The sequence below is a fragment of the Paraburkholderia caffeinilytica genome (assembly GCF_046030355.1).
Lineage (GTDB): Bacteria > Pseudomonadota > Gammaproteobacteria > Burkholderiales > Burkholderiaceae > Paraburkholderia > Paraburkholderia caffeinilytica_B.
The window spans coordinates 250,798-274,201 of sequence record NZ_JAQQCQ010000004.1; the positions used below are offsets into that span (position 1 = coordinate 250,798).

21 protein-coding genes and 4 tRNA genes are annotated in these 23,404 nt (G+C 63.2%); 9 read left to right on the forward strand and 16 right to left on the reverse strand.

Translation table 11 applies throughout. The features are described from left to right. Positions 1-188 precede the first annotated feature (188 nt). The gene (locus PQQ95_RS08110; RefSeq protein WP_408436991.1) at positions 189-1,271 is read left to right on the forward strand and encodes a CaiB/BaiF CoA transferase family protein; all 1,083 of its coding nucleotides are present in this window, start codon (positions 189-191) and stop codon (positions 1,269-1,271) included. 112 nt (positions 1,272-1,383) lie between these two features. On the opposite strand, the gene PQQ95_RS08115 is transcribed toward PQQ95_RS08110, so the two are convergent. The 3 genes from PQQ95_RS08115 to alr form a co-directional block, all read right to left on the reverse strand. Next, positions 1,384-1,662 carry a DUF2866 domain-containing protein gene (locus PQQ95_RS08115; RefSeq protein WP_097389622.1) on the reverse strand — a complete coding sequence of 93 codons (279 nt, stop codon included), beginning with the start codon at positions 1,660-1,662 and terminating at the stop codon, positions 1,384-1,386. Between the two features lie 143 nt (positions 1,663-1,805). Beyond that, on the reverse strand, positions 1,806-3,182 hold the full coding sequence (gene radA, locus PQQ95_RS08120) for a DNA repair protein RadA (protein ID WP_408436695.1): 1,377 nt from the start codon (positions 3,180-3,182) through the stop codon (positions 1,806-1,808). 249 nt (positions 3,183-3,431) lie between these two features. Then, on the reverse strand, positions 3,432-4,502 hold the full coding sequence (gene alr / locus PQQ95_RS08125) for an alanine racemase (RefSeq protein ID WP_408436696.1): 1,071 nt from the start codon (positions 4,500-4,502) through the stop codon (positions 3,432-3,434). A 218-nt stretch (positions 4,503-4,720) separates the two neighbouring features. On the opposite strand from alr, the gene lplT reads away from it, so the two are divergent. Next, a complete protein-coding gene (lplT, locus tag PQQ95_RS08130) occupies positions 4,721-6,028 on the forward strand; it encodes a lysophospholipid transporter LplT (protein WP_408436698.1) in 1,308 nt (435 codons plus the stop codon). 55 nt (positions 6,029-6,083) lie between these two features. Then, entirely contained in the window at positions 6,084-6,890 is an 807-nt protein-coding gene (gene thiD / locus PQQ95_RS08135) for a bifunctional hydroxymethylpyrimidine kinase/phosphomethylpyrimidine kinase (protein WP_408436700.1), read from the forward strand. 154 nt (positions 6,891-7,044) lie between these two features. On the opposite strand, the gene PQQ95_RS08140 is transcribed toward thiD, so the two are convergent. The 4 genes from PQQ95_RS08140 to tsaB are packed head-to-tail and all read right to left on the reverse strand — an operon-like array spanning position 7,045 to position 10,550. Continuing rightward, positions 7,045-8,079, reverse strand: coding sequence for a DUF1853 family protein (locus PQQ95_RS08140; RefSeq protein ID WP_408436702.1), 1,035 nt, complete (start codon positions 8,077-8,079; stop codon positions 7,045-7,047). Continuing rightward, positions 8,076-9,257, reverse strand: coding sequence for a uracil-DNA glycosylase family protein (locus tag PQQ95_RS08145; protein WP_408436703.1), 1,182 nt, complete (start codon positions 9,255-9,257; stop codon positions 8,076-8,078). Before PQQ95_RS08145 ends, PQQ95_RS08140 begins: the two co-directional genes overlap by 4 nt. Beyond that, positions 9,244-9,738, reverse strand: coding sequence for a ribosomal protein S18-alanine N-acetyltransferase (rimI, locus tag PQQ95_RS08150; RefSeq protein WP_408436705.1), 495 nt, complete (start codon positions 9,736-9,738; stop codon positions 9,244-9,246). The genes PQQ95_RS08145 and rimI overlap by 14 nt, the downstream gene beginning before the upstream one ends. Further along, entirely contained in the window at positions 9,735-10,550 is an 816-nt protein-coding gene (tsaB, locus tag PQQ95_RS08155) for a tRNA (adenosine(37)-N6)-threonylcarbamoyltransferase complex dimerization subunit type 1 TsaB (RefSeq protein ID WP_408436706.1), read from the reverse strand. The genes rimI and tsaB overlap by 4 nt, the downstream gene beginning before the upstream one ends. A gap of 160 nt (positions 10,551-10,710) precedes the next feature. Here tsaB and PQQ95_RS08160 point away from each other — a divergent pair, with 160 nt between their 5' ends. From PQQ95_RS08160 to aceA, 3 genes are all read left to right on the forward strand, one after another. Further along, entirely contained in the window at positions 10,711-10,980 is a 270-nt protein-coding gene (locus tag PQQ95_RS08160) for an acyl-CoA-binding protein (protein ID WP_408436707.1), read from the forward strand. A gap of 630 nt (positions 10,981-11,610) precedes the next feature. After that, positions 11,611-13,260, forward strand: coding sequence for a DEAD/DEAH box helicase (locus PQQ95_RS08165; protein ID WP_408436709.1), 1,650 nt, complete (start codon positions 11,611-11,613; stop codon positions 13,258-13,260). Positions 13,261-13,763: 503 nt separating this feature from the next. Next, positions 13,764-15,068 carry an isocitrate lyase gene (gene aceA, locus PQQ95_RS08170; protein ID WP_028199401.1) on the forward strand — a complete coding sequence of 435 codons (1,305 nt, stop codon included), beginning with the start codon at positions 13,764-13,766 and terminating at the stop codon, positions 15,066-15,068. A gap of 262 nt (positions 15,069-15,330) precedes the next feature. Here aceA and PQQ95_RS08175 read toward each other — a convergent pair whose 3' ends face one another. After that, positions 15,331-15,765, reverse strand: a complete 435-nt coding sequence (locus PQQ95_RS08175) for a universal stress protein (protein WP_408436710.1) — start codon at positions 15,763-15,765, stop codon at positions 15,331-15,333. A gap of 273 nt (positions 15,766-16,038) precedes the next feature. Beyond that, positions 16,039-16,950 (reverse strand): LysR family transcriptional regulator, encoded by a 912-nt coding sequence (locus PQQ95_RS08180; protein ID WP_408436712.1) that lies wholly within the window; start codon positions 16,948-16,950, stop codon positions 16,039-16,041. 174 nt (positions 16,951-17,124) lie between these two features. Between PQQ95_RS08180 and PQQ95_RS08185 the strand changes: the two genes are divergently transcribed. Then, entirely contained in the window at positions 17,125-17,976 is an 852-nt protein-coding gene (locus PQQ95_RS08185) for a (S)-2-haloacid dehalogenase (RefSeq protein ID WP_408436713.1), read from the forward strand. 83 nt (positions 17,977-18,059) lie between these two features. Beyond that, positions 18,060-19,670 carry a malate synthase A gene (gene aceB, locus PQQ95_RS08190; RefSeq protein WP_408436714.1) on the forward strand — a complete coding sequence of 537 codons (1,611 nt, stop codon included), beginning with the start codon at positions 18,060-18,062 and terminating at the stop codon, positions 19,668-19,670. A 266-nt stretch (positions 19,671-19,936) separates the two neighbouring features. Here the strand turns inward: aceB and PQQ95_RS08195 are convergent, their stop codons facing one another. Next, positions 19,937-20,338: a gamma-glutamylcyclotransferase family protein gene (locus PQQ95_RS08195; protein ID WP_408436716.1), complete on the reverse strand. Its 402-nt coding sequence runs from the start codon at positions 20,336-20,338 to the stop codon at positions 19,937-19,939. 54 nt (positions 20,339-20,392) lie between these two features. Then, complete coding sequence (gene rraA, locus PQQ95_RS08200) at positions 20,393-20,887, reverse strand: ribonuclease E activity regulator RraA (protein WP_408436718.1); 495 nt, start codon at positions 20,885-20,887, stop codon at positions 20,393-20,395. 390 nt (positions 20,888-21,277) lie between these two features. On the opposite strand from rraA, the gene PQQ95_RS08205 reads away from it, so the two are divergent. Then, complete coding sequence (locus PQQ95_RS08205) at positions 21,278-22,129, forward strand: AraC family transcriptional regulator (RefSeq protein ID WP_408436720.1); 852 nt, start codon at positions 21,278-21,280, stop codon at positions 22,127-22,129. 39 nt (positions 22,130-22,168) lie between these two features. On the opposite strand, the gene PQQ95_RS08210 is transcribed toward PQQ95_RS08205, so the two are convergent. The 5 genes from PQQ95_RS08210 to PQQ95_RS08230 form a co-directional block, all read right to left on the reverse strand. Beyond that, positions 22,169-22,633 (reverse strand): GNAT family N-acetyltransferase, encoded by a 465-nt coding sequence (locus PQQ95_RS08210; RefSeq protein WP_408436722.1) that lies wholly within the window; start codon positions 22,631-22,633, stop codon positions 22,169-22,171. Positions 22,634-22,787: 154 nt separating this feature from the next. After that, a tRNA-Asp gene (locus tag PQQ95_RS08215) sits at positions 22,788-22,864 on the reverse strand. 81 nt (positions 22,865-22,945) lie between these two features. Then, a tRNA-Glu gene (locus PQQ95_RS08220) sits at positions 22,946-23,021 on the reverse strand. 61 nt (positions 23,022-23,082) lie between these two features. Then, a tRNA-Asp gene (locus tag PQQ95_RS08225) sits at positions 23,083-23,159 on the reverse strand. A 94-nt stretch (positions 23,160-23,253) separates the two neighbouring features. Further along, positions 23,254-23,329 (reverse strand) — tRNA-Glu (locus PQQ95_RS08230). Positions 23,330-23,404: the final 75 nt, after the last annotated feature.

Here is a 23,404-nt window from a genome sequence, read left to right on the forward strand (position 1 = left end):
GCAGGCTGTTCGCGGTCCGCGCCGGCATCGATCGGAGGTAGCCCTTGTCACCTGTGAGCCCGTCTGCGTCTTCATCCGGGTCTATGCCGGGATCGTCATCCGGGTCCTCGCCGGCGTCCTCATCGGGATCTTCAGCCGGGCCGTCGGCTGCGGCTTCAGCGGCTTCAGCGGCTTCAGCGCCTGCGCCGCTGCAAGGCCTGCGCGTGCTGGATCTGACGCGCCTGTTGCCGGGTCCCGTCGCCGCCTTGCGGCTTGCGGAGCTCGGCGCCGACGTGCTGAAGATCGAAGCGCCCGGTGCGGGCGACCCCACCCGCACGATGATGCAGTCGTCCGGCGACCGTGTGGCAGGCCGCCCCGGCGCGTTTTATCGCCTCGTGAATCGCGGCAAGCGCGAAACTCGGCTCGACCTCAAATCGGAAGCGGGACGCACGGTATTGCGCGCGCTCGCGGCCGAGGCGGATGTGCTGATCGAAAGTTTCCGGCCCGGCGTAATGGAGCGCCTCGGCATCGGTTACGAAACGCTGCGCGCGGTCAATCCAGGACTGGTCTACTGCGCAATCAGCGGTTACGGCGCGAGCGGTCCCTTTGTCGACCATGCCGGTCATGACCTGAACTACATCGGCTACGCGGGCGTGCTCGATCAACTGGCGGGCCGCGACGGCGCGCCGATTCTGCCCAATTTCCAGATTGCCGATCTGCTCGGCGGTGCGTTGAGCGCGGTGACGCAGATTCTCGCCGCGTTATGGCACGTGTCGCGCGGCGGCGAAGGCCGCTTCGTCGACGTATCGATGACGCATGTCACGCATGCGCACAACGTCGTCGCGCAAGTGGCGCTTGCCAATGAGGGCGCCGCGCCGGCCGCCGGCGCCGGTCTGCTGAACGGCGGCGTACCCTGCTACAACCTGTACCGGACGCTCGATCACCGCTGGCTCGCGGTCGGCGCGCTCGAACTGAAGTTCTGGGAAACGCTATGCATGGCGCTGGACCGCCCCGAATGGGCAACGCGTCACTGGAGCCTCGGCCAGGCGATCGGCGGCCCGGATGCCGCCGCCTTGACGCAGGAACTGGCCGACCTGATCGTCAAGCGCCCGCTGGAAGAATGGGTTCTGTTACTGGAATCGCTGGACTGCTGCGTCTCGCCGGTACTCACCCCGGCGGAAGCCGCACAGCATCCGCTCTTCAACCGCGAGGCGTACGCGGCGATGAACGAGGACCAGAACGGAAACGATGCCGGGGACGATGGCGGCCAGAGCGGCCGCTACCCAGGTTAAAACGACAACCAGGCCAAGACTTGTCCAGCCAGTCTGGGTGTGAAATCCACGCGGCCCGCAGCGATCAACTCCTCATCCGGGCTGCCGGGCCGCACTCCCGCCGTGCAAAATCTCAGCGCCGCACCGCCGTTTGCCGCGGCAAAACCTGGCGTGGCGTCTTTTCGTCGTCGTACAGGAAATGCTTGCGGCCTTCCACGTGACGGTTGATCGTCGCGCGCACTTCGGCGGCGGTGACATCTTCGGCCACGACCCGGCGCGAAATCTGCCCGGTCGTGTCGATCCACTCGACAATCCGGCAAGCGCCGCCCCAAGGCTGGCGAATCGGCTCGGAGACGCGGCAGCCGCGCACCTGCATTGGCCGCTCGGCCGCGGTTTCATATGACTGTTTCAAGGCGCGATCCTTTTTCGGGCATCAGAAGGGATGCAATACCCTGCCAGCTTAGGAAAAAGGAATGTCGGGTAGGTTACAGCCAATATGGAGATATTTACTGGCCGTTACGGACGAAAGGGCGCCCGCAGGCGCCGGAACCCCGTCTATTCGAGCGTGCGGACCCGATCGATGGCCTGCTCGATGCGCTCCACCGCAACAACTTGTAAGCCTTCAATCGGTTGTTTCGGGGCATTGGCCTTCGGAATGACCGCGACCGAAAAGCCCAGTTTGGCCGCTTCCTTAAGACGATCCTGACCGCGCGGCGACGGCCGGATTTCGCCGGCGAGGCCCACTTCGCCAAATACGACCAGCCCCTTGGGCAGCGGCTTGTTGCGCATGGAAGAATGAATCGCGAGCAGTACCGCCAGGTCAGCCGCGGGCTCGGTGATCTTCACGCCGCCCACCGCGTTCAGGAACACGTCCTGGTCGAAACAGGCAATGCCGGCGTGCCGGTGCAGCACCGCCAGCAACATCGCCAGGCGGTTCTGCTCCAGTCCCACGGCAAGGCGCCGCGGATTCGGCGCGTTGGCGGAATCCACCAGCGCCTGCACTTCGACCAGCAGCGGCCGCGTGCCTTCCTGCGTCACCAGCACGCACGATCCCGGCACGGATTGCTCATGCTGCGACAAAAACAATGCCGACGGATTGGCGACGCCGCGCAAACCGCGCTCGGTCATCGCGAACACGCCGAGTTCGTTGACCGCGCCGAAGCGGTTCTTGATCGCCCGCACCAGGCGGTACGACGAATGCGTGTCGCCCTCGAAGTACAGCACCGTATCGACGATGTGCTCGAGCACGCGCGGCCCGGCGAGCGCGCCCTCCTTGGTCACGTGGCCGACCATGATGATCGTGGTGCCCGATTGTTTGGCGATACGCGTCAGTTGCGCCGCGCACTCGCGCACCTGTGCGACCGAACCCGGCGCCGAGGTCAGCGCGTCGGAATAAACGGTTTGAATCGAGTCGATCACCGCGACGTCGGGTCGCTGCTCGGCAATGGTCGCCTGAATTTTCTCGAGCTGGATTTCCGCCAGCAGTTGCAACTCGCTCGCCTTCGAGCCGGGTTCCAGCAATGAAAGTCGTTGCGCGCGCAACGCAATCTGCGCGGCCGATTCTTCGCCGCTGATATAGAGCGCGCGTTTATCCGCGGCGATTTCCGCGAGCGACTGCAGCAGCAGCGTCGATTTGCCGATGCCCGGATCGCCGCCGATCAGCACCACGCCGCCCGGCACGAGACCGCCGCCCAGCACCCGGTCGAACTCGCTGACGCCGGTCGAAAAACGCGGCACGTCGGACGCTTCGATATCGGCGAGACGCCGCACCGGCGCGCTCTTCGCGAGCGACTGGAAGCGATGGGTGGACGGCGCCTCCGCGACCGATTCCACCAGCGTGTTCCACGCATTGCATGACGGGCATTGCCCGGCCCACTTCGGCGATTGGCCGCCGCATTCACTGCAGATGTACAACGTCTTCTGTTTAGCCACGCGCCCTTGCCTTGTTGCTGTTCGTTGTTGCTGTTCTTTGGATTGATGCGCCGATCGAGGCGCTCGATACTGCTCTCGACGAGCACGCGACGCGGCACTTGTCAGGTCCGCTGCCGTGGTCGCCATGAAGGCCGCGAATGACCAGCAAGCGGCCAGCAAGCGCGAGGCCGACACGGACCGTCAGTACAGAAGCGCCCCCCTCAGATCGCCGCTACGCCCCTGCCGCCCGAACCCGGCCCATCCACTGCCTTACTCCGCGCGCACCGGCACGCGCGGCGCGACTGCGCACATCAGCTCGTAGCCGATCGTGCCACACGCCTGTGCGACATCGTCGATCGGCAGCGACGTGCCCCACAGTTCGACACGCGAGCCGATATTGGCGGTCGGAATCGGCGTCAGGTCGACGGTCAGCATGTCCATCGACACCCGTCCGACGATCCGCGTACGCACGCCGTCGACGATCACCGGCGTGCCTTCCGGTGCGACCCGCGGATAACCGTCCGCATAACCGCAGGCCACCACGCCGATGCGCATCGACCCGCGCGCCTTGAACGCCGACCCGTAGCCGACCGTATTGCCTTCGCTGAGCGTCTGCACGGCGATCAGTTCGGAGGCGAGCGTCATGGCCGGTTGCAAGCCGGTGCCCTGGATCGCGGCCGTCACGCCCGAGGGCGACGCGCCGTACAGGATGATGCCCGGGCGCACCCAGTCGAAGTGCGCTTCGGGATGCCACAACGTGGCCGCGGAATTCGAGAGGCTGCGCGCGCCGGCAATGCCTTGTGCGCCGCGCTCGAACGCTTCCATCTGATGAGCGATGCCCCGTTCGCCGTCGGCGTCCGAGAAATGGGTCATCAACGTAATCTGGCCGACACCCTGGCAGGCCCGCGCGCGCTCCCACGCGGCGCGGAATTTTTCCACCGTGTAACCGAGGCGGTTCATGCCGGTGTTCATCTTCAACTGGATATTGACGGGCTTGGACAGGCGCGCCATTTCGAGCATGCGCAGTTGTTCGTCCGAGTGCAGCGCCGTGGTCAGGCTGTACCGGTCGATCACGTCGATATCGGTCGGACGAAAAAAGCCTTCGAGCAACAGAATCGGGCCGGCCCAGCCTAATTCACGCAACTTCACCGCCTCTTCGAGGTCCAGAAGTCCAAAGCCGTCGGTTGCGCGCAAGCCGGGAAAAACGCGCGCGAGGCCGTGTCCATAGGCGTTTGCCTTGACGACGGCCCAGATTTTCGATTTTGTTACGTAGCGCCGGGCGACGGCGAGATTATTGGCGAGTGCGGCAGTGTGAATCGTGGCTGAGAGGGGGCGCGGCATGGGTAATTTTCGTAAAGACGCTTGCGAATCAGCAGCTTACAGGGCGTTTTCAGTGCTCGGCAGCCCGCTGGGCGGTGCGATCAAGGATTCTGCTAGTCCGAATCCAGCTATTTTCATGATATAAAGCCGTGCGCACAACCCATTTCGAACGGCATTAGCCCGGACGCTTTGCACACGGCCGGGGCGGATAGACCGCAGCGAGGACAGCATCGCATCAGATGAAAAAAGGTTTTTACACCATCATGGCCGCGCAGTTTTTTTCGTCGCTGGCCGACAATGCGCTTCTGATCGCTGCTATCGCACTGCTGAAAGATCTTCACGCCCCGAACTGGATGACGCCGCTGCTCAAGTTGTTCTTTGTGCTGTCGTACGTCGTGCTGGCCGCGTTCGTGGGCGCTTTCGCCGATTCCCGGCCGAAGGGCCACGTGATGTTCGTCACCAATACCATCAAGGTGGTCGGCTGCATCACGATGCTGGTCGGCGCGCACCCGTTGATCGCCTATGGCATCGTGGGTTTCGGCGCGGCGGCATACTCGCCCGCCAAATACGGGATTCTCACCGAACTGCTGCCGCCTGACCGGTTGGTCGCGGCGAACGGCTGGATCGAAGGCACCACGGTCGGCTCGATCATTCTCGGCACCGTGCTCGGCGGCGCGCTCATCAGCCCGCACATTGCCGCGCCGATCCTCAGGCAGCACATCCCCACCGTCAACACGCCCGCTGAAGCAGCGATGCTGGTGATCATGGCCATCTACGTGATCGCGGCGCTCTTCAATCTGCGTATTCCCGACACCGGCGCGCGCTATCCGAAACAGGAACGCGGCCCGATCAAGCTGGTCACCGATTTCGCCGACTGCTTTCTCGTGCTGTGGCGCGACAAGCTCGGTCAGATCTCGCTCGCCGTCACCACGCTGTTCTGGGGCGCCGGCGCGACGTTGCAGTTCATCGTGCTGAAGTGGGCCGAAGTGTCGTTGAACATGTCGCTTTCGGAAGCCGCTATTCTGCAAGCGGTGGTTGCGGTCGGCGTGGCGGTCGGCGCGATTTACGCCGCCTCGCGCGTGCCGTTGAAGAAGTCGCTGACGGTGCTTCCGGTCGGCATCATGATGGGCATCGCCGTGATGCTGATGGCCTTCTATACGCGCGATCTGTTCCCCACGCATTGGGGCCTGTATTTTGGCCGCGTGCATGTGCCGGGCTATCTGATCGTCGCGTATATCTTCCTGATGATCGTGGGCGGCCTGTCGGGCTTTTTCGTCGTACCGATGAATGCGCTGCTCCAGCATCGCGGTCACGTGCTGCTGTCGGCCGGTCACTCGATCGCCGTGCAGAATTTCAACGAAAATCTCTCGGTGCTCGTCATGCTGTGCCTGTACGCTGTGCTGGTATGGCTCGACGTGCCGGTCACGGCGGTGATCGTGCTATTCGGCACCTTCGTCTGCGTGATGATGTGGTTCGTGATGCGCCGTCACCAGGCGAATCAGCGCGCGTTCGACTCAGTCGCCCTGATCGGCGAAGTCAAGCACTGACCCGCGGCGGGCACTGCGCTTACTGCCCGCGCCTTCCCCCTTTCCTCGCTTTGCCATGACTCAACCCATTCCCAATGTGCTGACGATCGCCGGTTCCGATTCCGGCGGCGGCGCCGGCATTCAGGCCGATCTGAAGGCTTTCTCGGCGCTCGGCGCTTATGGCGCGAGCGTGATCACCGCGCTCACCGCGCAGAACACGCGTGGCGTCACGGCGATTCACGCGCCGGAGCCCGCCTTCATTACCGCGCAACTCGATGCGGTGTTCGACGACATCCGTATCGATGCCGTGAAGATCGGCATGCTGGCGAATGCGGGAATCGCGCGCGCGGTTGCCGACGTGCTGCGGCGGCACAAGCCGAAGCACGTCGTGCTCGACACGGTGATGATTTCGAAGAGCAATCACGCGCTGCTGCTGCCGGACGCGGTCGCGGCCGTGCGTGACGAATTGCTCCCGCTGGCCGATCTGCTGACGCCGAATCTGCCGGAAGCCGCGGCCCTGCTGGGCGTGCACGCGGCCACCGACGAAGCTGGCATGGTCGAACAAGGCGAAGCGCTGCGCGCGCTTGGCGCGCGGGCGGTGCTGATGAAGGGCGGCCATTTGAGCGCGACGGACAGTCCCGACTGGCTAATACAGGAAAGCGGCACGCTGCGTCTTGGCGGTCCGCGCGTGCCGGTGAAGAATACGCATGGGACGGGCTGCACGCTGTCATCGGCGATTGCGGCACTGATTCCGCAGCGCGCCGATCTGGCGAGCGCGGTTGCCGACGCCAAGCTGTACCTGACCGGCGCGTTGCAAGCGAGCGATCGGCTGAGCGTTGGCAGCGGCGTCGGGCCGGTGCATCACTTTTATCGGTGGTGGTGAGGGATTGAACGGGGCGGCGCATGGTTGTGGCAGGCGATGCCGTAGGCCGCTCGATTCAGCTGCTGGATTCAACGATGAATCTGGTCGGAAATCAGCGGGCAAGCAACCACGCGTTCGGGCAACCCCGCGCCGGTGCCATTAACCACACATCCCGCTATTGCCGCGCGTAGGTCTGCGCCAGCTCTGGCCACTCATCCGGCACGATGAAGCCGCGCGAGCGTTCGACGCGGTGACCGGTGCCGTCATCGACAAACGCCGCGATCATGGTCGGTCCGTGCTGATGTAAAGTTTGCACTGCGAGCGTTCCGGCATCGACAAAGGTCAATCCCACTCCTTCCGCCTCACCCGCCGCATCTGACGCGTGCCGTCTCGGCGCAAGCCATTCCAACCGGGGCAGCACGCGCCATATTTGTGCATGCACCGCGGCAAAATCCGGCCACTCGCTACGGGTCACCCACCAGCCTCGGCCATGCAACGGATCGAGTTCGACAGGATCGGCCGACGTCTCGCCAGCGCGATAGAACAACCAGCCTTTGATGAACATTTGCGGCGTCCACGGCCCTGCATGACCAACCGATGCAAACTCTTCGCGCGCGCTCAACGGCAGTTGATGATTCAGCACGTGCGCGAGCTTCAGATCGAAACGGTCTTTGAGATTCGGTCCGACATAATCCGCGAGACGTGCCACCGGCTGTGTACCCGGCTGCGCACGGCTTTCGCCTGCATGCAGATAACACTTCACCGCCAGTTCCCAATGCAACCGCACGCCCCGTTGCGTCTGCACCAGAAAATCGCATTCACCGAGCGTGACACCCGAACGCCGCAACGGCACGCCGGCCGCGACCAGCCGCGCCGCCGGCCCATGTTGCAGGAACCATCCGAGCAGCCGTTCGGCGTAGCGGCCAAGACGCGTGATACGGGTCGTGGCGAGATCGCGGTGCAGGTCGGCCGGATCGGCGTCCAGCGCGCGCAACCAGTCGACGGTTGCATCAGCTTCCTGCTGCGTGGCGAAAGGAGTCGCGAGCGCACCCACCGGTGGTTGCGCTCGCAACAAATCCGCGCTCAATAGCAACCACGCGAGATCACGCACGGCCGGTTCGCACAAGGTATCGAGCAGTTGCCCGAGGATTGCCACGGATGTGCCGGGCGGGACGGCGAAGCGCGCCGTCGATCCGCTCACGTCCGTCACTTTGCCGCGCTGGACGGCGCGCCGCCCGCCGCGAGCCACGTGTCGCGCGCGAGGCACAGGTCGGCCCAGGCCTTCGCCTTGTCGGGCAGGCTGCGCAGCAGATACGCCGGGTGATAGGTGACGATCACCGGTACGCCTTCGTATTCATGCACGCGGCCGCGCAGCGACGAAATGCTCGCGTCGGTTTTCAGCAGACTTTGCGCGGCGAAACGGCCCAGCGCGACGATCAGCTTCGGCTTGACCAGCGCGACCTGCCGCTGCAGATAAGGCTCGCAACGCGCGACTTCGTCCGGCTCGGGATTGCGGTTGCCCGGCGGGCGGCACTTGATCACGTTGGCGATATAGACATTGCTGTCGCGCGCGAGCGTCAGCGCACGCAGCATATTGTCGAGCAGCTTGCCGGCCTGGCCGACGAACGGCTCGCCCAGGCGGTCTTCGTTTTCACCCGGCGCTTCGCCGATCAGCATCCAGTCGGCGTTGCGGTCGCCGACGCCGAATACCGTGTTCGTGCGTTTCTCGCACAGGCGGCAGCGTTCGCAGGCGGCGACCCGCTCGCTCAACGCGTCCCAGTCGAGCGTCTGGACCGATGAGGACTCGGGCGCCTCGCGGCGCGCTTCAGTGGGCACGTGGACCGGCTGATCGTCGAACCATGCGAAATCGTCGTCGGGTGGAGCGTCGAACGCCGGCGGTTCCGGCGTACGAGGCTGCGGCGATGGCTGCCGCGCTTCAGCCGGCGCCTGCATGCGTCTTTGCTGTTCTTGCGCTGGCGGCGCAAGGCGCTCGCCTTGATCCGGCTCCTGCATGGACCGCGACAGATCACCTGCACGTGCCGGAGTCTGGCGATCGAATCGATCGCGCGCTTCGGCGGGCGGCGACGCTTGATCCGCGCGAACCGGCGCGCGGCGCTCGCCCGGCACGTGTGCGGAATCGGTTTGTCGAGCTTCACCGGTTTGCGTTGCAGGCCGCGTACCGTCTCGACCATCCTGCGCAAACGCAGCCGACGACGCTTCACGCGCTGCCGCACCCGGATCGTCGCGATGGGCCGCCTGATTCGCTAACGCACCGGCGCCCTGCTCGCCCCCGACGTCACCGGCAGGCTCCTGCGCCGCCGACATCCCGCGACGCACCCACAGCGGCGCAAGTCCGAACTCTTCCAGTACCGATTCATGCAGCGCCATCTGCGCCCTCCGTGGCAAACGAGAAACGCATCACGATGGCGTCCTCCCGGCTGCGATGCCGCGCCGGATAATAGTTCTTGCGCCGGCCGATCGACGCAAAGCCGAAACGCTCGTACAGCCGGATAGCCCGGTGATTCGAGGGCCGCACTTCGAGCAGCAGACCGTCGAGTTTTTCGGCGCGCGTAATGCGCACCGCTTCGCGCAGCAGCGTGAGCCCGGCACCCGCACCTTGCGCGGCGGGCGTCACGCACAAATTGAGCAGATGCATTTCATCGACGACCGGCATCAGCACGCAATAACCGATCAGCGTGCCGGTTACATGACGCATGCAGATGCCGAAATAGCCATTACGCAGCGAATCGCCGAAATTGCCACGGCTCCAGGGGAATTCGTAGGCAATCTTTTCGATGGCCGCGACCTCGTCCAGATCGGCTTCGGTCATCGGCGACATATAACGGTCCGCCAGCAACACGCCGCTCATTGCCGGCCCTCGCCTTGATGCGCCTCGTGCGCCAGCCTGGCAGCGGCCTGCTCAGCCTTGGCGGCTTTTTCAGCGACGCGCTCCGCCGTCGTCTGGGCGACCTTGTCGCGAATGTATTCCGGCGCGGCCTGATCCGCGGGCACGGTGCGGCCGGCGCGAAACGCGCGCAATGCCGCGTGCGCGAGCGGCACGGCATGCGGCAGCGCTTCGCTGTCGACGATTCGCGCAGCCGCGGCGGCGGGCAGCCGCGCACCGAAGGCCGCAGCCGCATTACCCGCCAGGGTGAAGGGGACGTCGGGCAAAACGAGCCGTTCCGGTGCGTCGAGCGAAGCCGGCTGAAGCGTGCGCCATTCACCAAGGGCGGCGTCCCAGGCGTAGTCGGCCCAATAGATTTCGTCCATGCGGGCGTCGAGCGCGGCGAGCACGCGGATCGCCGACGGATCGCGCAGCCGTGCGCTTTCCGCACAGGCCAGCAGCGTGCTGACCGGCACGACCGGCAGGTTCAGGCCGAACGCGAGGCCCTGCGCGACGCCCGTCGCGGTGCGAAGACCCGTGAAAGAGCCGGGACCGGAGCCGAAGGCAATGGCGTTGCAATTCGCCAGCTTCAGGCCGGCTTCGTCGAAAAGTTCGCGAATGGCGGGCAAGAGACGCGTGCTGGAGACTGCACCCGTTTGCTCATGGCGCATCCAGATCCGGGGTTCGGCGTTGCCTTGGTCCGCTGTCTGGCTCGCCACGCCGCCGACGGCGGACAGAAGCGCTACCGAGCAGAATTCGGTCGAGGTATCGAGAGCAAGAAGCACAGTTTGAGTCATGGACCGTATTGTAATCGGCACGGCGCGTGCGGATGCGGTTTTGGGTGTGTCGGCCGAATAGCGAAGGATGTTTGGAATAAGCCCTCGGCCCCGCGCCAGCATGCAGTTGTTATGATCATCAGCCCAGCCAAAACCAACCCGCCAGCCGGGCAAAACCACCATGACAGACATCAACGCGCAATTCGTCCAGGCCCAGGAAGATGCCAAGCAACTGCCGGAGCGTCCGGGCAACCTTACCCTTCTGCGCCTTTATGCCCTCTACAAGCAGGCCGTTGATGGCGACGTCCACGGCGACAAACCCGGCTTCACCGATATCGTCGGCAAATACAAGTACGATGCGTGGGCCGCGCTCAAAGGCACGGCGCAAGACGCAGCGAAACAGCAATATGTCGAGCTGATCGAAGCCCTCAAAAGCGGCGCCGCCGCCTGAATCTGACTCCGCGGCGAAATCCGTTGTTGAAACCGCGGGCCGCGGCCGCCTTGGAGTGACCGCGGCACGGCAGCCCGCCTGGGTGGCCCTAAGGCGCGCTTGAGGCTGCCCCTAAGGCAGCCACTGGGCCCGCCCGTTCGGAAAAAACCTTGTGGGCAAACAAGTCCTCTTGGGGGCAAGCAAGTCCACAAATCCGTAAGTCCCTCAAGCAAACCCGCTGGACAGACTCCTAAGCCCATTCGGGCAGCCAGAGGAAAGTTTTCCGCCAGGAAACGTCCTAACAGTGGCGCAGTGCAACAAAACCCTATACAATGCTGCCTGCGCTTCACTGCTTTGCCCGGCTTTCCTCTAGCGGCCTTTGCGGCGCAGCGCCTCGTAGCGTTTAGCTCCAATCCAGTTTAGAACCTGTCCCCTCCTGCCTAGCCCCCTACGGGCGATCATGTCCCAGGCTGGCGGCACGCCGTTTTGGCATGTCGCATCCGATACAGCTTCTAACGAAAAGCTCGCCTTCATTGTCGCGAGCTGCCCCCGTTTTTCGATTTGCTCGCTGCTTCTTTGCTCGCTGAATCCGACGACTTGGGTATGCCGATTGGCGCCGACGTTTTAATTCCCTGTGTATCAAGGATTCTCATGACTTCGAGCAATACCCCCAGCAGCCCGTTGAACGCCATCGCCGATCAAGCCCTCGGTCTCGTTGACAGCAATGTTGCACCCGCACAAGCCGCAGCAGTCGCTGCCGCTCCGGAAGCTGTCGCCGCAGAAGCCGCAGCGCCGACCGGCCCGTCGTTCGCGTCGCTCGGTCTCTCCGCGGATGTCGTCTCCGCCCTGACCGCCGCTGGTTATCAAAACCCGACTCCGGTTCAGCAACGCGCAATCCCCGCCGGCATCGCCGGCCGCGATCTGATGGTCTCGAGCCCGACCGGTTCGGGCAAGACCGCCGCGTTCATGCTGCCCGCCATCGAGCGTTTCTCGCAACTGCAAAAACAGCAAGCCAGCCAGCCGCGTGAGCCGCGTCCGGCTGACGGTGCCCGCACGCGCCGCCCGCAACCGGTTGCCCGTCCGACCATGCTGGTTCTGACGCCGACCCGCGAACTCGCGATGCAGGTCACCACCGCCGCTGCCACGTATGGCAAGCACCTCAAGCGTCTGCGTACCGTCAGCATTCTGGGCGGCGTCGCTTACGGTCAACAGCTGATGCTGCTGGCGAAGAACCCGGAAATCCTGGTTGCTACGCCTGGCCGTTTGATCGACCACCTGGAACGCGGCCGTATCGATCTGTCGCAACTGCAGATCCTCGTGCTCGACGAAGCCGACCGCATGCTCGACATGGGCTTCATCGAAGACATCGAAACGATCGTCGCCGCTACGCCGGCTACGCGTCAAACCATGCTGTTCTCGGCTACGCTCGACGGCAAGATCAGCTCGCTGACCGGCCGTCTGCTGAAGGATCCGGAACGGATCGAGATCGTTCAACGCCTCGAACAACGCACCAACATCGCGCAAACCGTCCACTATGTCGACGACCGCGATCACAAGGATCGTCTGCTCGACCATCTGCTGCGTGACGAGGGCCTCGACCAGGCTATCGTTTTCACGGCAACCAAGATGGACGCGGACCAACTGGCCGGCCGTCTGGCCGACGCCGGTTTCGAATCGGCTGCGCTGCACGGCGATCTGCCGCAAGGTGCGCGCAACCGCACGATCAAGGCTCTGCGCGAGCGCCGCGTGCGCGTGCTGGTAGCCACGGACGTCGCCGCTCGCGGTATCGACATTCCGGGCATCACGCACGTGTTCAACTACGACCTGCCGAAGTTCGCTGAAGACTACGTGCACCGTATCGGCCGTACCGGCCGTGCTGGCCGCTCGGGTATCGCAGTGAGCCTCGTGCACCACGCGGAACAAGGCGCGCTGAAGCGCATCGAGCGTTTCGTGCGCACGCCGCTGCCGGTCAACGTCGTCGCAGGCTTTGAGCCGCGCAAGTCGGCTCCGTCGGGCGGTGGCGGCCGTCCTGGCTTTGGCGGCCGTGGCCGTCCGGGCGGTGGCAACGGTGGTGGCCGTCGCTTCGGCAGCGGCGCAGGCAAGCCGGCCGGTAATGGCGGCGGTTCGCGCAGCGGTAGCAGCAATGGCGGCGGCTGGGCCGGCAAGTCGGCTGGCGGCGGTTCACGTGAAGGCGGCTTCGGTGGCGGCTCGCGTGAAGGCGGCTTCGGCGGCGGTTCGCGTGACGGCGGCTACGGCGCACGCCGCAGCGACGGTCCGCGTACGGCGCGTCGCGGCAGCTAAGCAGCGACTCAGCAGTCAACAGGCAAACGCTATTTACGTGGCTCGTTCAGTACGTCAGGCGGCCTGAAAAGACCCGAACGGCCTCGCGCCGTTCGTCAGTCGAAAGAAACCGGTGCTCAGGCGCCGGTTTTTTTTCGTACCTACTTTGGGCACCGGCGAAATTTCACGATGTGGAAAATTTTTTTGCGTCGTAAAAAATCGTGCTGCAAGGCACAACAGAGCCTATTGCAAGATGGGAAAAGTCATTTCCCAATGCGGAACACATTCTATAAATAACTGATTTTTAAAGGAAATAAATATTCAAAAAACGCTCCTCGCAGACTATTGCGCGACGATCGATTTGCCTAGACTCTTATATAAGACTTCACGAAACGAAACGCCTCTACCGGCCAAGCGCTTCGACGAAGACTGCAAGTTTCTTGCATGGGATCCGAGCCAGCGCCAAAGCGCCAACCCGGGTCGACAGAGTCACCTATCTATTACAGGCAACCAAGGAGCACACCATGTCGCGCGAACAACAAGCCAAGCAACTCCAACAGCAATGGGAAACCGATCCGCGCTGGAAAGGCGTGAAGCGTACGTACACCGCTGAAGACGTGATCCGTCTGCGCGGCTCGCTGCAAGTGGAGCACACGCTTGCCAAGCGCGGCGCGGAAAAGCTGTGGGAAAGCGTCAACAACGAGCCGTTCGTCAACTCGCTCGGCGCGCTGACCGGCAACCAGGCGATGCAACAGGTCAAGGCCGGCCTGAAGGCGATCTACCTGTCGGGCTGGCAAGTGGCAGGCGATGCGAACGTGGCCGGTGAAATGTACCCGGACCAGTCGCTGTACCCGGCGAACTCGGTGCCGCTCGTCGTGAAGCGCATCAACAACACGCTGACGCGCGCTGACCAGATCCAGTGGTCGGAAGGCAAGAACCCGGGCGACGAAGGCTATATCGACTACTTCGCACCGATCGTGGCGGACGCGGAAGCCGGTTTCGGCGGCGTGCTGAACGCATTCGAACTGATGAAGGCCATGATCGAAGCCGGCGCCGCAGGCGTGCACTTCGAAGACCAGCTCGCTTCGGTGAAGAAGTGCGGCCACATGGGCGGCAAGGTGCTCGTGCCGACCCGCGAAAACATCGCCAAGCTGACGGCTGCACGTCTGGCCGCGGACGTCTCGGGTACGCCGACCGTGCTGCTGGCTCGCACCGACGCGGAAGCCGCAGACCTGATCACGTCTGACGTGGACGACAACGACAAGCCGTTCCTGACGGGCGAGCGCACGGTGGAAGGTTTCTATCGTACGAAGCCGGGTCTGGAACAGGCAATCTCGCGTGGTCTCGCTTATGCGCCGTACGCCGACATGATCTGGTGCGAAACCGGCAAGCCGGACCTCGAGTTCGCGAAGAAATTCGCCGACGCGATCCACAAGGAATTCCCGGACCAGCTGCTGTCGTACAACTGCTCGCCGTCGTTCAACTGGAAGAAGAACCTGGACGACGCAACCATCGCCAAATTCCAGCGCGAACTCGGCGCAATGGGCTACAAGTTCCAGTTCATCACGCTGGCTGGCTTCCACGCGCTGAACTACTCGATGTTCAACCTGGCGCATGGCTATGCCCGCAACCAGATGACCGCCTTCGTCGAAATGCAGCAGGCTGAATTCGCTGCCGCCGAAAAGGGCTTCACCGCGGTCAAGCACCAGCGCGAAGTCGGCACCGGCTACTTCGACGCCGTGACGCAAACGGTCGAGCGCGATGCATCGACGACCGCGCTGCACGGTTCGACGGAAGACGAACAGTTCTTCGACAAGAAGGTCGCTTAAGGGATTTCGCGGTCTGATCGCGGAAGCAGCAAGGCAGACGAAACAGCGGCTCCGTTAGAGGGCCGCTGTCAGGGAGGCATGCCATCAGGGCCGAAGTACGCCGGTCTGCCCTGATGGCTGGAGCCTGGGAGTGATCGCAGCAGCGGAAAAAAGCCAGCGCAATGCATTGTGCGGCGAAGCATGGGACGCGCCGGCCTCATCGCCGGCGCGTTTTTTTTGCCATGTCGTATCTGTGCCGGCGATGTGATCGCGAGCGTGCGCCTCAGCGGTACACGATGACCGGAATCTTCGTATGCGTCAGGACCCGCTGCGTCTCGCTGCCGATCAACAGGCTGCCGAGGCCCCGCCGTCCGTGCGACGCCATGAAAATCACGTCGCAGCCACCCTGCTCGGCCGCTTCGATAATGCCGAGATAGGGTGCCGGATGCACGCTGGTGTGACTGTCGAACGCAACACCGACACGGCGCGCGGCCAGTTCCACTTCCCGCAGGTGCACGTGCGCTTCCCGTTCGCTGCGCCGCAGAAACTCGACCGGCGGTTCGACCACCACGTCGGAGAACGGGGAATACGGATATTGCGGCAGACACGCATAGGCCGTGACGCGAGCGCCGACGGCCTGCGCGAGATCAATGGCGCCGTCTATCGCCTTGCGTGACAGGTCGGAACCATCGGTCGGAACCAGGATGTGCCTGAACATGATGCCCTCCGTCGCCGGCTGCGTGCAGCGCGGCTTCAGCGTCCCGCGATCGGCATGGAAGCCGCTTCAATCGATTGTAGTTCGCAGAAATGAGGTCAAGGCGGTTGTGCGGGTCTGTCCGCATATCGGAAACCCGTTGCGTGGGTTGGTGTGACGGGTTGGCGCAGCGGATTGGTGCGGCGGGTTGGTTCTCGTGTGGGGCGCTCGTGTATGGCGCCTGCGCAAAACAACCCAAAAGGGTCATTGCGCAGATCGTCTGGCCTCAGTCCCACCTCAGCCCGCCTCGCCCCAGTAGTCAGGATGGCCGTACGTATGCTTGAGAAAGTCCAGAAACAGCCGGACCCGCAGTGGCAAATGCCGGCGCTGCGGAAAAACCGCATGGATGCCGATCGGCGGCGCGGCGAACTCATCGAGCACGCTCACCAGCCGGCCAGCGGCGATATCCGTGCCGACCTCCCACCACGAGCGCCATGCAAGCCCATAACCCTCGAGGCACCACTCGTGCAGCACGGCGCCATCCGAGCACTCCATCGTGCCGGATACCTTGATCGACACGACCTTGTCCCCCTGCTGGAACATCCAGCCGCGCTGCTGATTGGCGCTCGCGCCGAGCGCGAGGCAATTGTGGTGCGCGAGATCGGCCAGCGAATGCGGCGAACCGCGCCGGCTCAGATACGACGGCGCAGCCACGCACACACGACGGTTCTCCCCAAGCTTGAGCGACACCAGCGACGAATCCGGCAGTTCGCCCAGGCGCACCGCGCAGTCGAATCCTTCGTTGACGAGGTCGACCAGCCGGTCGGACAGGTCGAGTGTAATCGACACATCCGGATGCGCGACGGTGAAAGCGGGCACCAGCGGCGCCACATGCCGACGCCCAAACCCGGCCGGCGCCGACAGCCGCAAATGGCCGCTCGCCTTCACGCCGCCCGCCGACACGCTGGCCTCGGCGTTCTGCATGTCGTGGATGACGCGCTGGCAATCCTCGAGAAACGCCGAGCCTTCGAAGGTCAGCGTGATCTTGCGCGTGGTGCGCACCAGCAGTTTGACGCCGAGGCGCTCTTCGAGCGCATCGATGCGGCGGCCGATGATCGCGGGCGCGACGCCTTCCGCGAGCGCCGCGGCGGACAGGCTGCCTTTGGCCGCAACGGTAACGAAAGTCTCGATCTGCTTGAAACGGTCCATGGGCAACGAAGCCGCAACGCCCGAAAGAAATTCTCTTGGGGCTGCGCAGGAAAGTGGTCGGTGCGCGTCAGATTAGGTGCATGAAAGTAAAAGATCAAGTGATCTTTTACCTCTTTTTTAGCATACAGCGTCACTAATACAATTCGTCCTGACCTCTGATAGGAGTGCACGGCAATGTCGGCCATAACGACACCTTTTCCTAGAGCAGTGATTTTCGACGCGTACGGCACGCTTTTCGACGTGCACTCGGTGATCGCTGCCGCAGAGCAAATGTTCCCCGGCCATGGCGATGCGCTCTCGCACTTGTGGCGCCAGAAACAGATCGAATACACGCAGCTGCGCACGCTCGCCGATCCGGCCGGCGCATCCGGCGCGCACTACCGGCCGTTCTGGGACATCACGCTCGACGCCTTGCGCTTCTCCGCCAGGAAACTGCATCTCACGTTGGGCCGCGCGGCAGAGAAGCGTCTGATGGATGAATATGCGTGCCTGTCCGCTTTTCCCGATGCCGTGCCCGCACTGCGCCAGTTGCGCGACGCGCCTTCGGCGTCGTCAGGATCCGCATCTGCCGCTGTGGGCGGCAAAGCCGGAGCAACGGCAAGGCCCGGTCTCGCGATCCTCTCGAACGGCAACCCGCAAATGCTCGACATCGCCGTGAAGAGCGCCGGCATGACGGGGCTGTTCGACCATGTCCTATCCGTCGACACAGTACGCGCCTACAAACCCTCGCCCGCAGCCTACACGCTCGGCACGCACGCCTTCAGCGCAGAGCCGCGCGAGATTGTCTTCGTGTCGTCGAACGGCTGGGACGTGGCAGGCGCCGGCTGGTTCGGCTTCACGACTTTCTGGCTTAACCGGCAAAACGCACCAGCCGAAGAACTGGGCGTCACGCCGCATGGCGCGGGCGGAGGCATGAACGATCTGCTCGCTTTTCTGAAGTCCCTCGCGTCGCCCGGCCGCACCAGCGGCACGGGCAGCACCGGCAATCCGGGCGGCAGCCGCACGCGCCACAGCCCTGGCGCATGACAGCTCTCATCTGGATACCACGACGCAATTCAACCGCCTCTCAACATTTGCATCTTTGCAATCTGACCGACCAAGGAAAAACCATGGCGAATCCGCTGTCATCGCAATCATCGCTGCAACTGCCGCAGGGCATGGAAATCACGGCTGAAATCAAGCCGGGCTATGAAACGATCCTCACCCGCGACGCGCTCGAACTCGTCGCCGCGCTGCATCGCACGTTCGAACCGCGCCGTCAGCAACTGCTGCAAGCGCGGGTGGAACGCACCAAGCGCCTCGATGCCGGTGAGCGCCCCGACTTCCTCGCCGAAACGAAAAGCGTGCGCGAAGGCGACTGGAAGATCGCGCCGCTGCCGCACGATCTGCAATGCCGCCGCGTGGAAATCACCGGACCAGTCGAGCGCAAGATGATCATCAACGCGCTGAATTCGGGCGCGGATTCGTACATGACCGACTTCGAGGATTCGAATGCGCCGAGCTGGGATAACCAGATTACCGGTCACATCAATCTGAAGGACGCGGTGCGCCGCACGATTTCGCTCGAACAGAACGGCAAGTCGTACACGCTGAACGACAAGATCGCCACGCTGATCGTGCGTCCGCGCGGCTGGCATCTGGATGAAAAGCACGTGACGGTGGACGGCAAGCGCGTGTCCGGCGGCATCTTCGATTTCGCGCTCTTCATGGTTCACAACGCAAAGGAACAGGTTGCACGCGGCACGGCGCCCTACTTCTATCTGCCGAAGATGGAGAGCCATCTGGAAGCGCGCCTGTGGAACGATATCTTCCTCGCCGCACAGGAAGCCGTGGGCGTGCCGCGCGGCACGATTCGCGCAACCGTGCTGATCGAAACGATCGTCGCCGCATTCGAAATGGACGAGATCCTGTACGAGTTGCGCGAGCATAGCTCGGGCCTGAACGCCGGCCGTTGGGACTACATCTTTTCGGCGATCAAGAAGTTCAAGAACGACCGCGATTTCTGTCTCGCCGACCGTTCGCAGATCACGATGACCTCGCCGTTCATGCGCGCCTACGCGCTGCTGTTGCTGAAGACTTGCCATCGCCGCAACGCGCCGGCAATCGGCGGCATGAGCGCGCTGATTCCGATCAAGAACGATCCGGCCGCGAACGACAAGGCAATGGGCGGCGTGCGCTCGGACAAGGCACGCGACGCGGGCGACGGTTACGACGGTGGCTGGGTCGCGCATCCGGGCCTCGTGCCGATCGCAATGGAAGAATTCGTCAAGGTGCTCGGCGACAAACCGAATCAGATCAGCAAGCAACGCGACGACGTGCTCGTCACGGCGACCGACCTGACGGACTTCCGCCCGGAAGCGCCGATCACCGAAGGCGGTCTGCGCAACAACATCAACGTCGGCATTCACTACCTGGGTTCGTGGCTCGCGGGCAATGGCTGCGTGCCGATTCACAACCTGATGGAAGACGCCGCCACCGCGGAGATCTCGCGCTCGCAAGTGTGGCAATGGATTCGCTCGCCGAAGGGCAAGCTCGAAGACGGCCGCAAGGTCACGGCCGAGCTGGTGCGCGAACTGTCGGCGGAAGAACTCGACAAGGTGAAGCTGGCAGTCGGCGGCGATACGAAACCGTACGATCGCGCCGCACAAATCTTCGAAGAGATGTCGACGTCGGAGCAGTTCACCGACTTCCTGACGCTGCCGCTGTATGAGGAAATCTGAGGTATCTGAATAGCGTCTGCAGCAGCCTCATTGATCTGCCTCATTGATCCGCAACAACGACGTCGTACCGGGCCCGCTTTCACCAGCCACGCAAGATGAACGAGCGGCCCGGGTCGCAAGGCTGACCGACCGGACGGCCCGACAGGCGCATGCCTGCCGGGCCGTTTTTTTATGCGCTCGCGGGAATGCTCGCGGGGGCGCGTGATGCGTCCGTCAGTCCGTCATGTGCTCGCGGTGCATTTCGCTGCGGGATTGGTCGTGCCCTCTCAGCGCGAGCTACGATATTCGACCCAATCGCCCGATCTGATTTCCGGGAGACCCTTCACTGCATGGGGCGTGACAGGATAGAAGCGGCAGTTCACGACGTTACCGTCTACTTTCACCATCACTTCCCGCGCGAGGAAACGATCTTCGACGCCCGGGTACACCGCTTCGATCTCGTCGAGCACCGCAACCAGTTCATCGTCGATTTCGTAGACGTCGCCCGTGACGTCCACGCCCGCTTCGTCGATCACGAGGCCCGGATACAAACCGAAGTCGAATAGATGACCGCGCACCGTGGCCGTGCCGAGCAGATTCGGCGCGGCGATATCGTTACGCGCGGCAGCATTCCTAAGATCGTTCACTTCACCGGCACGCAACGTGCCGTATACAAAGACGGTCTGCATCGTCGTTTGCTCTCCTTGATGAGGGGTTCGGCTTGCCCCGGCTGTTGCCGGGGTTCAGTTCAGCGGCGCGCTCGCCACCAGCACGCCGTCGATATCCGCATAGATCCATTCGCCCGGACGCACCAGCGCGCCCGGCAATTGCACCGGCACGTCGCGCTGGCCGATGCCGAGCTTCTGGCCACGCCGTGGGCAGGTCGCCAACGCCGCCACGCCGACATTGACTTCATTGAGCTCGAGCGTGTCACGCACGCATCCGTTCAGCACGATGCCCGCCCAGCCATTCTGCTCGGCGATTTGCGCGAGATTGCCGCCCACCAGTGCGCAACGTAGGCTGCCACCGCCGTCGACCACCAGCACCCGGCCGGCGCCCTTCTCCTCGAGCGTGGCACGTACGAGTGCGTTGTCTTCGAATACTTTTAGCGTGACGGCCTCGCCGCTGAAGCATTCGGCGCGACTGAAGAGATGAAAGACCGGCTCGAGCACCCGCAACGTGCCCAGCGCCAGTTGGTCCTCGTGTGCGTCACACAAGTCGGCGGTTGCAAAACTCATGGCCTTCTCCTCAGGATCCGTGTAATCGGGACATTATGCAACGTTGACCCCGACGTAACACCTACAATGAGTGGCCAGGGGGAGTTTTGGGGTTGAGCCTTGGAGCTTGGGTCTGGGCCTTGGAGCCTGGGGTTGGGCTTTTGAGCTTGGGGTTGGGCTTTTGAGCTTGGGGTTGGGCTTTTGAGCTTGGGGTTGGGCTTTTGAGCTTGGGGTTGGGCTTTTGAGCTTGGGGTTGGGCCTTGGAGCCTGGGGTTGAACCTTAGAGCTTGAATCTGGGCCGTGGGCCTTGAGGTCCGTAAAGCGCTCAGTAGATGAGAGCGCCCTGCTCACGAGTTCCGCATTTGCAAGCACAGCGTTTTTTGCGTTCCATCCATTGGATCGATCTTCAACATGAATTCGTCCTCTGACTCAGTCCTGTCGAGCCAGGTCCACTTCGCCGACATCCCGCCCGAATTCCAGCCGACGCAAACGCACCCGATCCGCGTGCGCTCGCGGCTGATGCCGTCGGGCTGGCGCATCGCGCGACACACGCACGCGTGGGCCCAGGTGGCCTATGCGTCGCGCGGCGTGCTGCGGGTCGCGACAACCGGCACGACCTGGATGGTGCCCCCATCCCGGGCAATCTGGGTGCCGCCGCACGTGACACACGAAGTGGTCGCCGTCGAAGATGCATTCCTGCGCACGCTCTACATCACCGAAAGCACCGTCCCGGCCGGACTGGATGCGCCACGCGTGGTCGAAGTATCGGACCTGCTGCGCGAAGTCATTGCCGCGCTCGATACGCCAGGCATTTCGGCGACGCGCGAACAATTGCTAGGCGCGCTCGCGCTCGACGAACTGACGCGTTCGGAACCGTTGCCGCTGTCCGTGCCGATGCCCAACGAGAAGCGCTTGCGCGCGTTGTGCGAGGCCGTGATCGCGGACCCGACGCACGGCGAGTCGCTCGAACAATGGGCATCGAGCGTGGGGGCGAGTACGCGCACGATTGCGCGGCTGTTTCGTCAGGAGTTGGGCGTGAGCTTTTCACAATGGCGTCAGCAGGCCATTCTCGCGCGCGCGATTCCGCTGTTGAGTCAGGGACGGCCGCTTTCACATGTCGCGCAGGAGTTGGGTTATCAGAGCCAGAGTGCGTTCTCGGCGATGTTCCGGCGGGCATTCGGCGAAAGCCCACGCGCGTTCATCGAACGTGGCGCGGAGCATCGGGTGGAGAGCGGGACGGTTGAAGAAAGCGCGCAAAAGTGACGGCATAGCGCGAAACCGCCGGCCACTAGCCGCCGTGCGTCAGACGCGCCGCGCCAGGTGACGGATCGCCCCGAGTTGCGCCAGACGCGGCCCGGTCAGCTTGTATCCCTTGCGCTGGTACAGCCGCGCGGCAGGATTGTCGACGAATACGCGCAACTGCAACTCGCGCAGCCCGCGCTCGCGCGCCCACTGATGAGACATATCGAGCAGATACGTGCCGGCGCCGAGCCGCCGATGCCCCTCGGCAATTTGCACATCGCGGATATGCAGCGAATCGCCTTCCTGGGTAATGCGCAGCACGCCGATCGGCATGCCGTCCACTTCGAGAATAAAATTCTCCGACTCACGCCAGCTGCCGAGAAACAGATCGCCACGCCAGACCAGATGGTGCCGACGGTAGTAGCCACCCATGTTATTGCGAGTCAGCGCCTCAGCGAACTCGAAATCGTCCATGCTGGCCTGGCGCAGATAAAACGGTGACGGGGCTTCGGTTGGATCGAACATGGTGGAACGACGAAGATGAGTCGGGTCAACGGTAAAACAGGCCGCGCGCGCTGGCAATGGCTGTTTGTCCCGAGCATACCCGGACGATACCCAGGCAAACCCGGCTGCGGAAATAAAAAAAGCCCACTTCTTTCGAAGTGGGCTTTTTAAAATCTGGCGGAGCGGACGGGACTCGAACCCGCGACCCCCGGCGTGACAGGCCGGTATTCTAACCAACTGAACTACCGCTCCAGATTTTTTGACCGTGGCGTGTGAGCCTGGCTCACTCACCCGCTGCACCGCTCATATTGACACTGAACGACGCCGATGTTCTGGCGTCCCCTAGGGGATTCGAACCCCTGTACTCACCGTGAAAGGGTGATGTCCTAGGCCTCTAGACGAAGGGGACAACGTACTGCTTACACCTTTAATGAAAAAGCCCGTTCAGGTTTGCATGAACGGGCTTTGTCTGGCGGAGTGGACGGGACTCGAACCCGCGACCCCCGGCGTGACAGGCCGGTATTCTAACCAACTGAACTACCACTCCAGTTTGCCTATCATGACTTGCGAGCGTTGGTTTTTTCTCTGCAAGCTGCGTTGCTTTACTGCTTCTTATCGAATACTAAAGCGACGCTGATATTTGGCGTCCCCTAGGGGATTCGAACCCCTGTACTCACCGTGAAAGGGTGATGTCCTAGGCCTCTAGACGAAGGGGACATAATCTTTTCAGATCTGTCTTTATCTTGCTGCCAACTCAGCTTAACTTTTGGCTAATTTCGCTTCGTCTGCAGC

Bases quoted from the DNA above. Each gene is read 5' to 3' on its own strand.
- alr (WP_408436696.1), bottom strand. From the start codon at position 4,502: ATGCCGCGCCCCCTCTCAGCCACGATTCACACTGCCGCACTCGCCAAT.
- lplT (WP_408436698.1), top strand. From the start codon at position 4,721: ATGAAAAAAGGTTTTTACACCATCATGGCCGCGCAGTTTTTTTCGTCG.
- thiD (WP_408436700.1), top strand. From the start codon at position 6,084: ATGACTCAACCCATTCCCAATGTGCTGACGATCGCCGGTTCCGATTCC.
- PQQ95_RS08145 (WP_408436703.1), bottom strand. From the start codon at position 9,257: ATGGCGCTGCATGAATCGGTACTGGAAGAGTTCGGACTTGCGCCGCTG.
- rimI (WP_408436705.1), bottom strand. From the start codon at position 9,738: ATGAGCGGCGTGTTGCTGGCGGACCGTTATATGTCGCCGATGACCGAA.
- tsaB (WP_408436706.1), bottom strand. From the start codon at position 10,550: ATGACTCAAACTGTGCTTCTTGCTCTCGATACCTCGACCGAATTCTGC.
- PQQ95_RS08160 (WP_408436707.1), top strand. From the start codon at position 10,711: ATGACAGACATCAACGCGCAATTCGTCCAGGCCCAGGAAGATGCCAAG.
- PQQ95_RS08165 (WP_408436709.1), top strand. From the start codon at position 11,611: ATGACTTCGAGCAATACCCCCAGCAGCCCGTTGAACGCCATCGCCGAT.
- aceA (WP_028199401.1), top strand. From the start codon at position 13,764: ATGTCGCGCGAACAACAAGCCAAGCAACTCCAACAGCAATGGGAAACC.
- PQQ95_RS08175 (WP_408436710.1), bottom strand. From the start codon at position 15,765: ATGTTCAGGCACATCCTGGTTCCGACCGATGGTTCCGACCTGTCACGC.
- PQQ95_RS08180 (WP_408436712.1), bottom strand. From the start codon at position 16,950: ATGGACCGTTTCAAGCAGATCGAGACTTTCGTTACCGTTGCGGCCAAA.
- PQQ95_RS08185 (WP_408436713.1), top strand. From the start codon at position 17,125: ATGTCGGCCATAACGACACCTTTTCCTAGAGCAGTGATTTTCGACGCG.
- aceB (WP_408436714.1), top strand. From the start codon at position 18,060: ATGGCGAATCCGCTGTCATCGCAATCATCGCTGCAACTGCCGCAGGGC.
- PQQ95_RS08195 (WP_408436716.1), bottom strand. From the start codon at position 20,338: ATGCAGACCGTCTTTGTATACGGCACGTTGCGTGCCGGTGAAGTGAAC.
- rraA (WP_408436718.1), bottom strand. From the start codon at position 20,887: ATGAGTTTTGCAACCGCCGACTTGTGTGACGCACACGAGGACCAACTG.
- PQQ95_RS08205 (WP_408436720.1), top strand. From the start codon at position 21,278: ATGAATTCGTCCTCTGACTCAGTCCTGTCGAGCCAGGTCCACTTCGCC.
- PQQ95_RS08210 (WP_408436722.1), bottom strand. From the start codon at position 22,633: ATGTTCGATCCAACCGAAGCCCCGTCACCGTTTTATCTGCGCCAGGCC.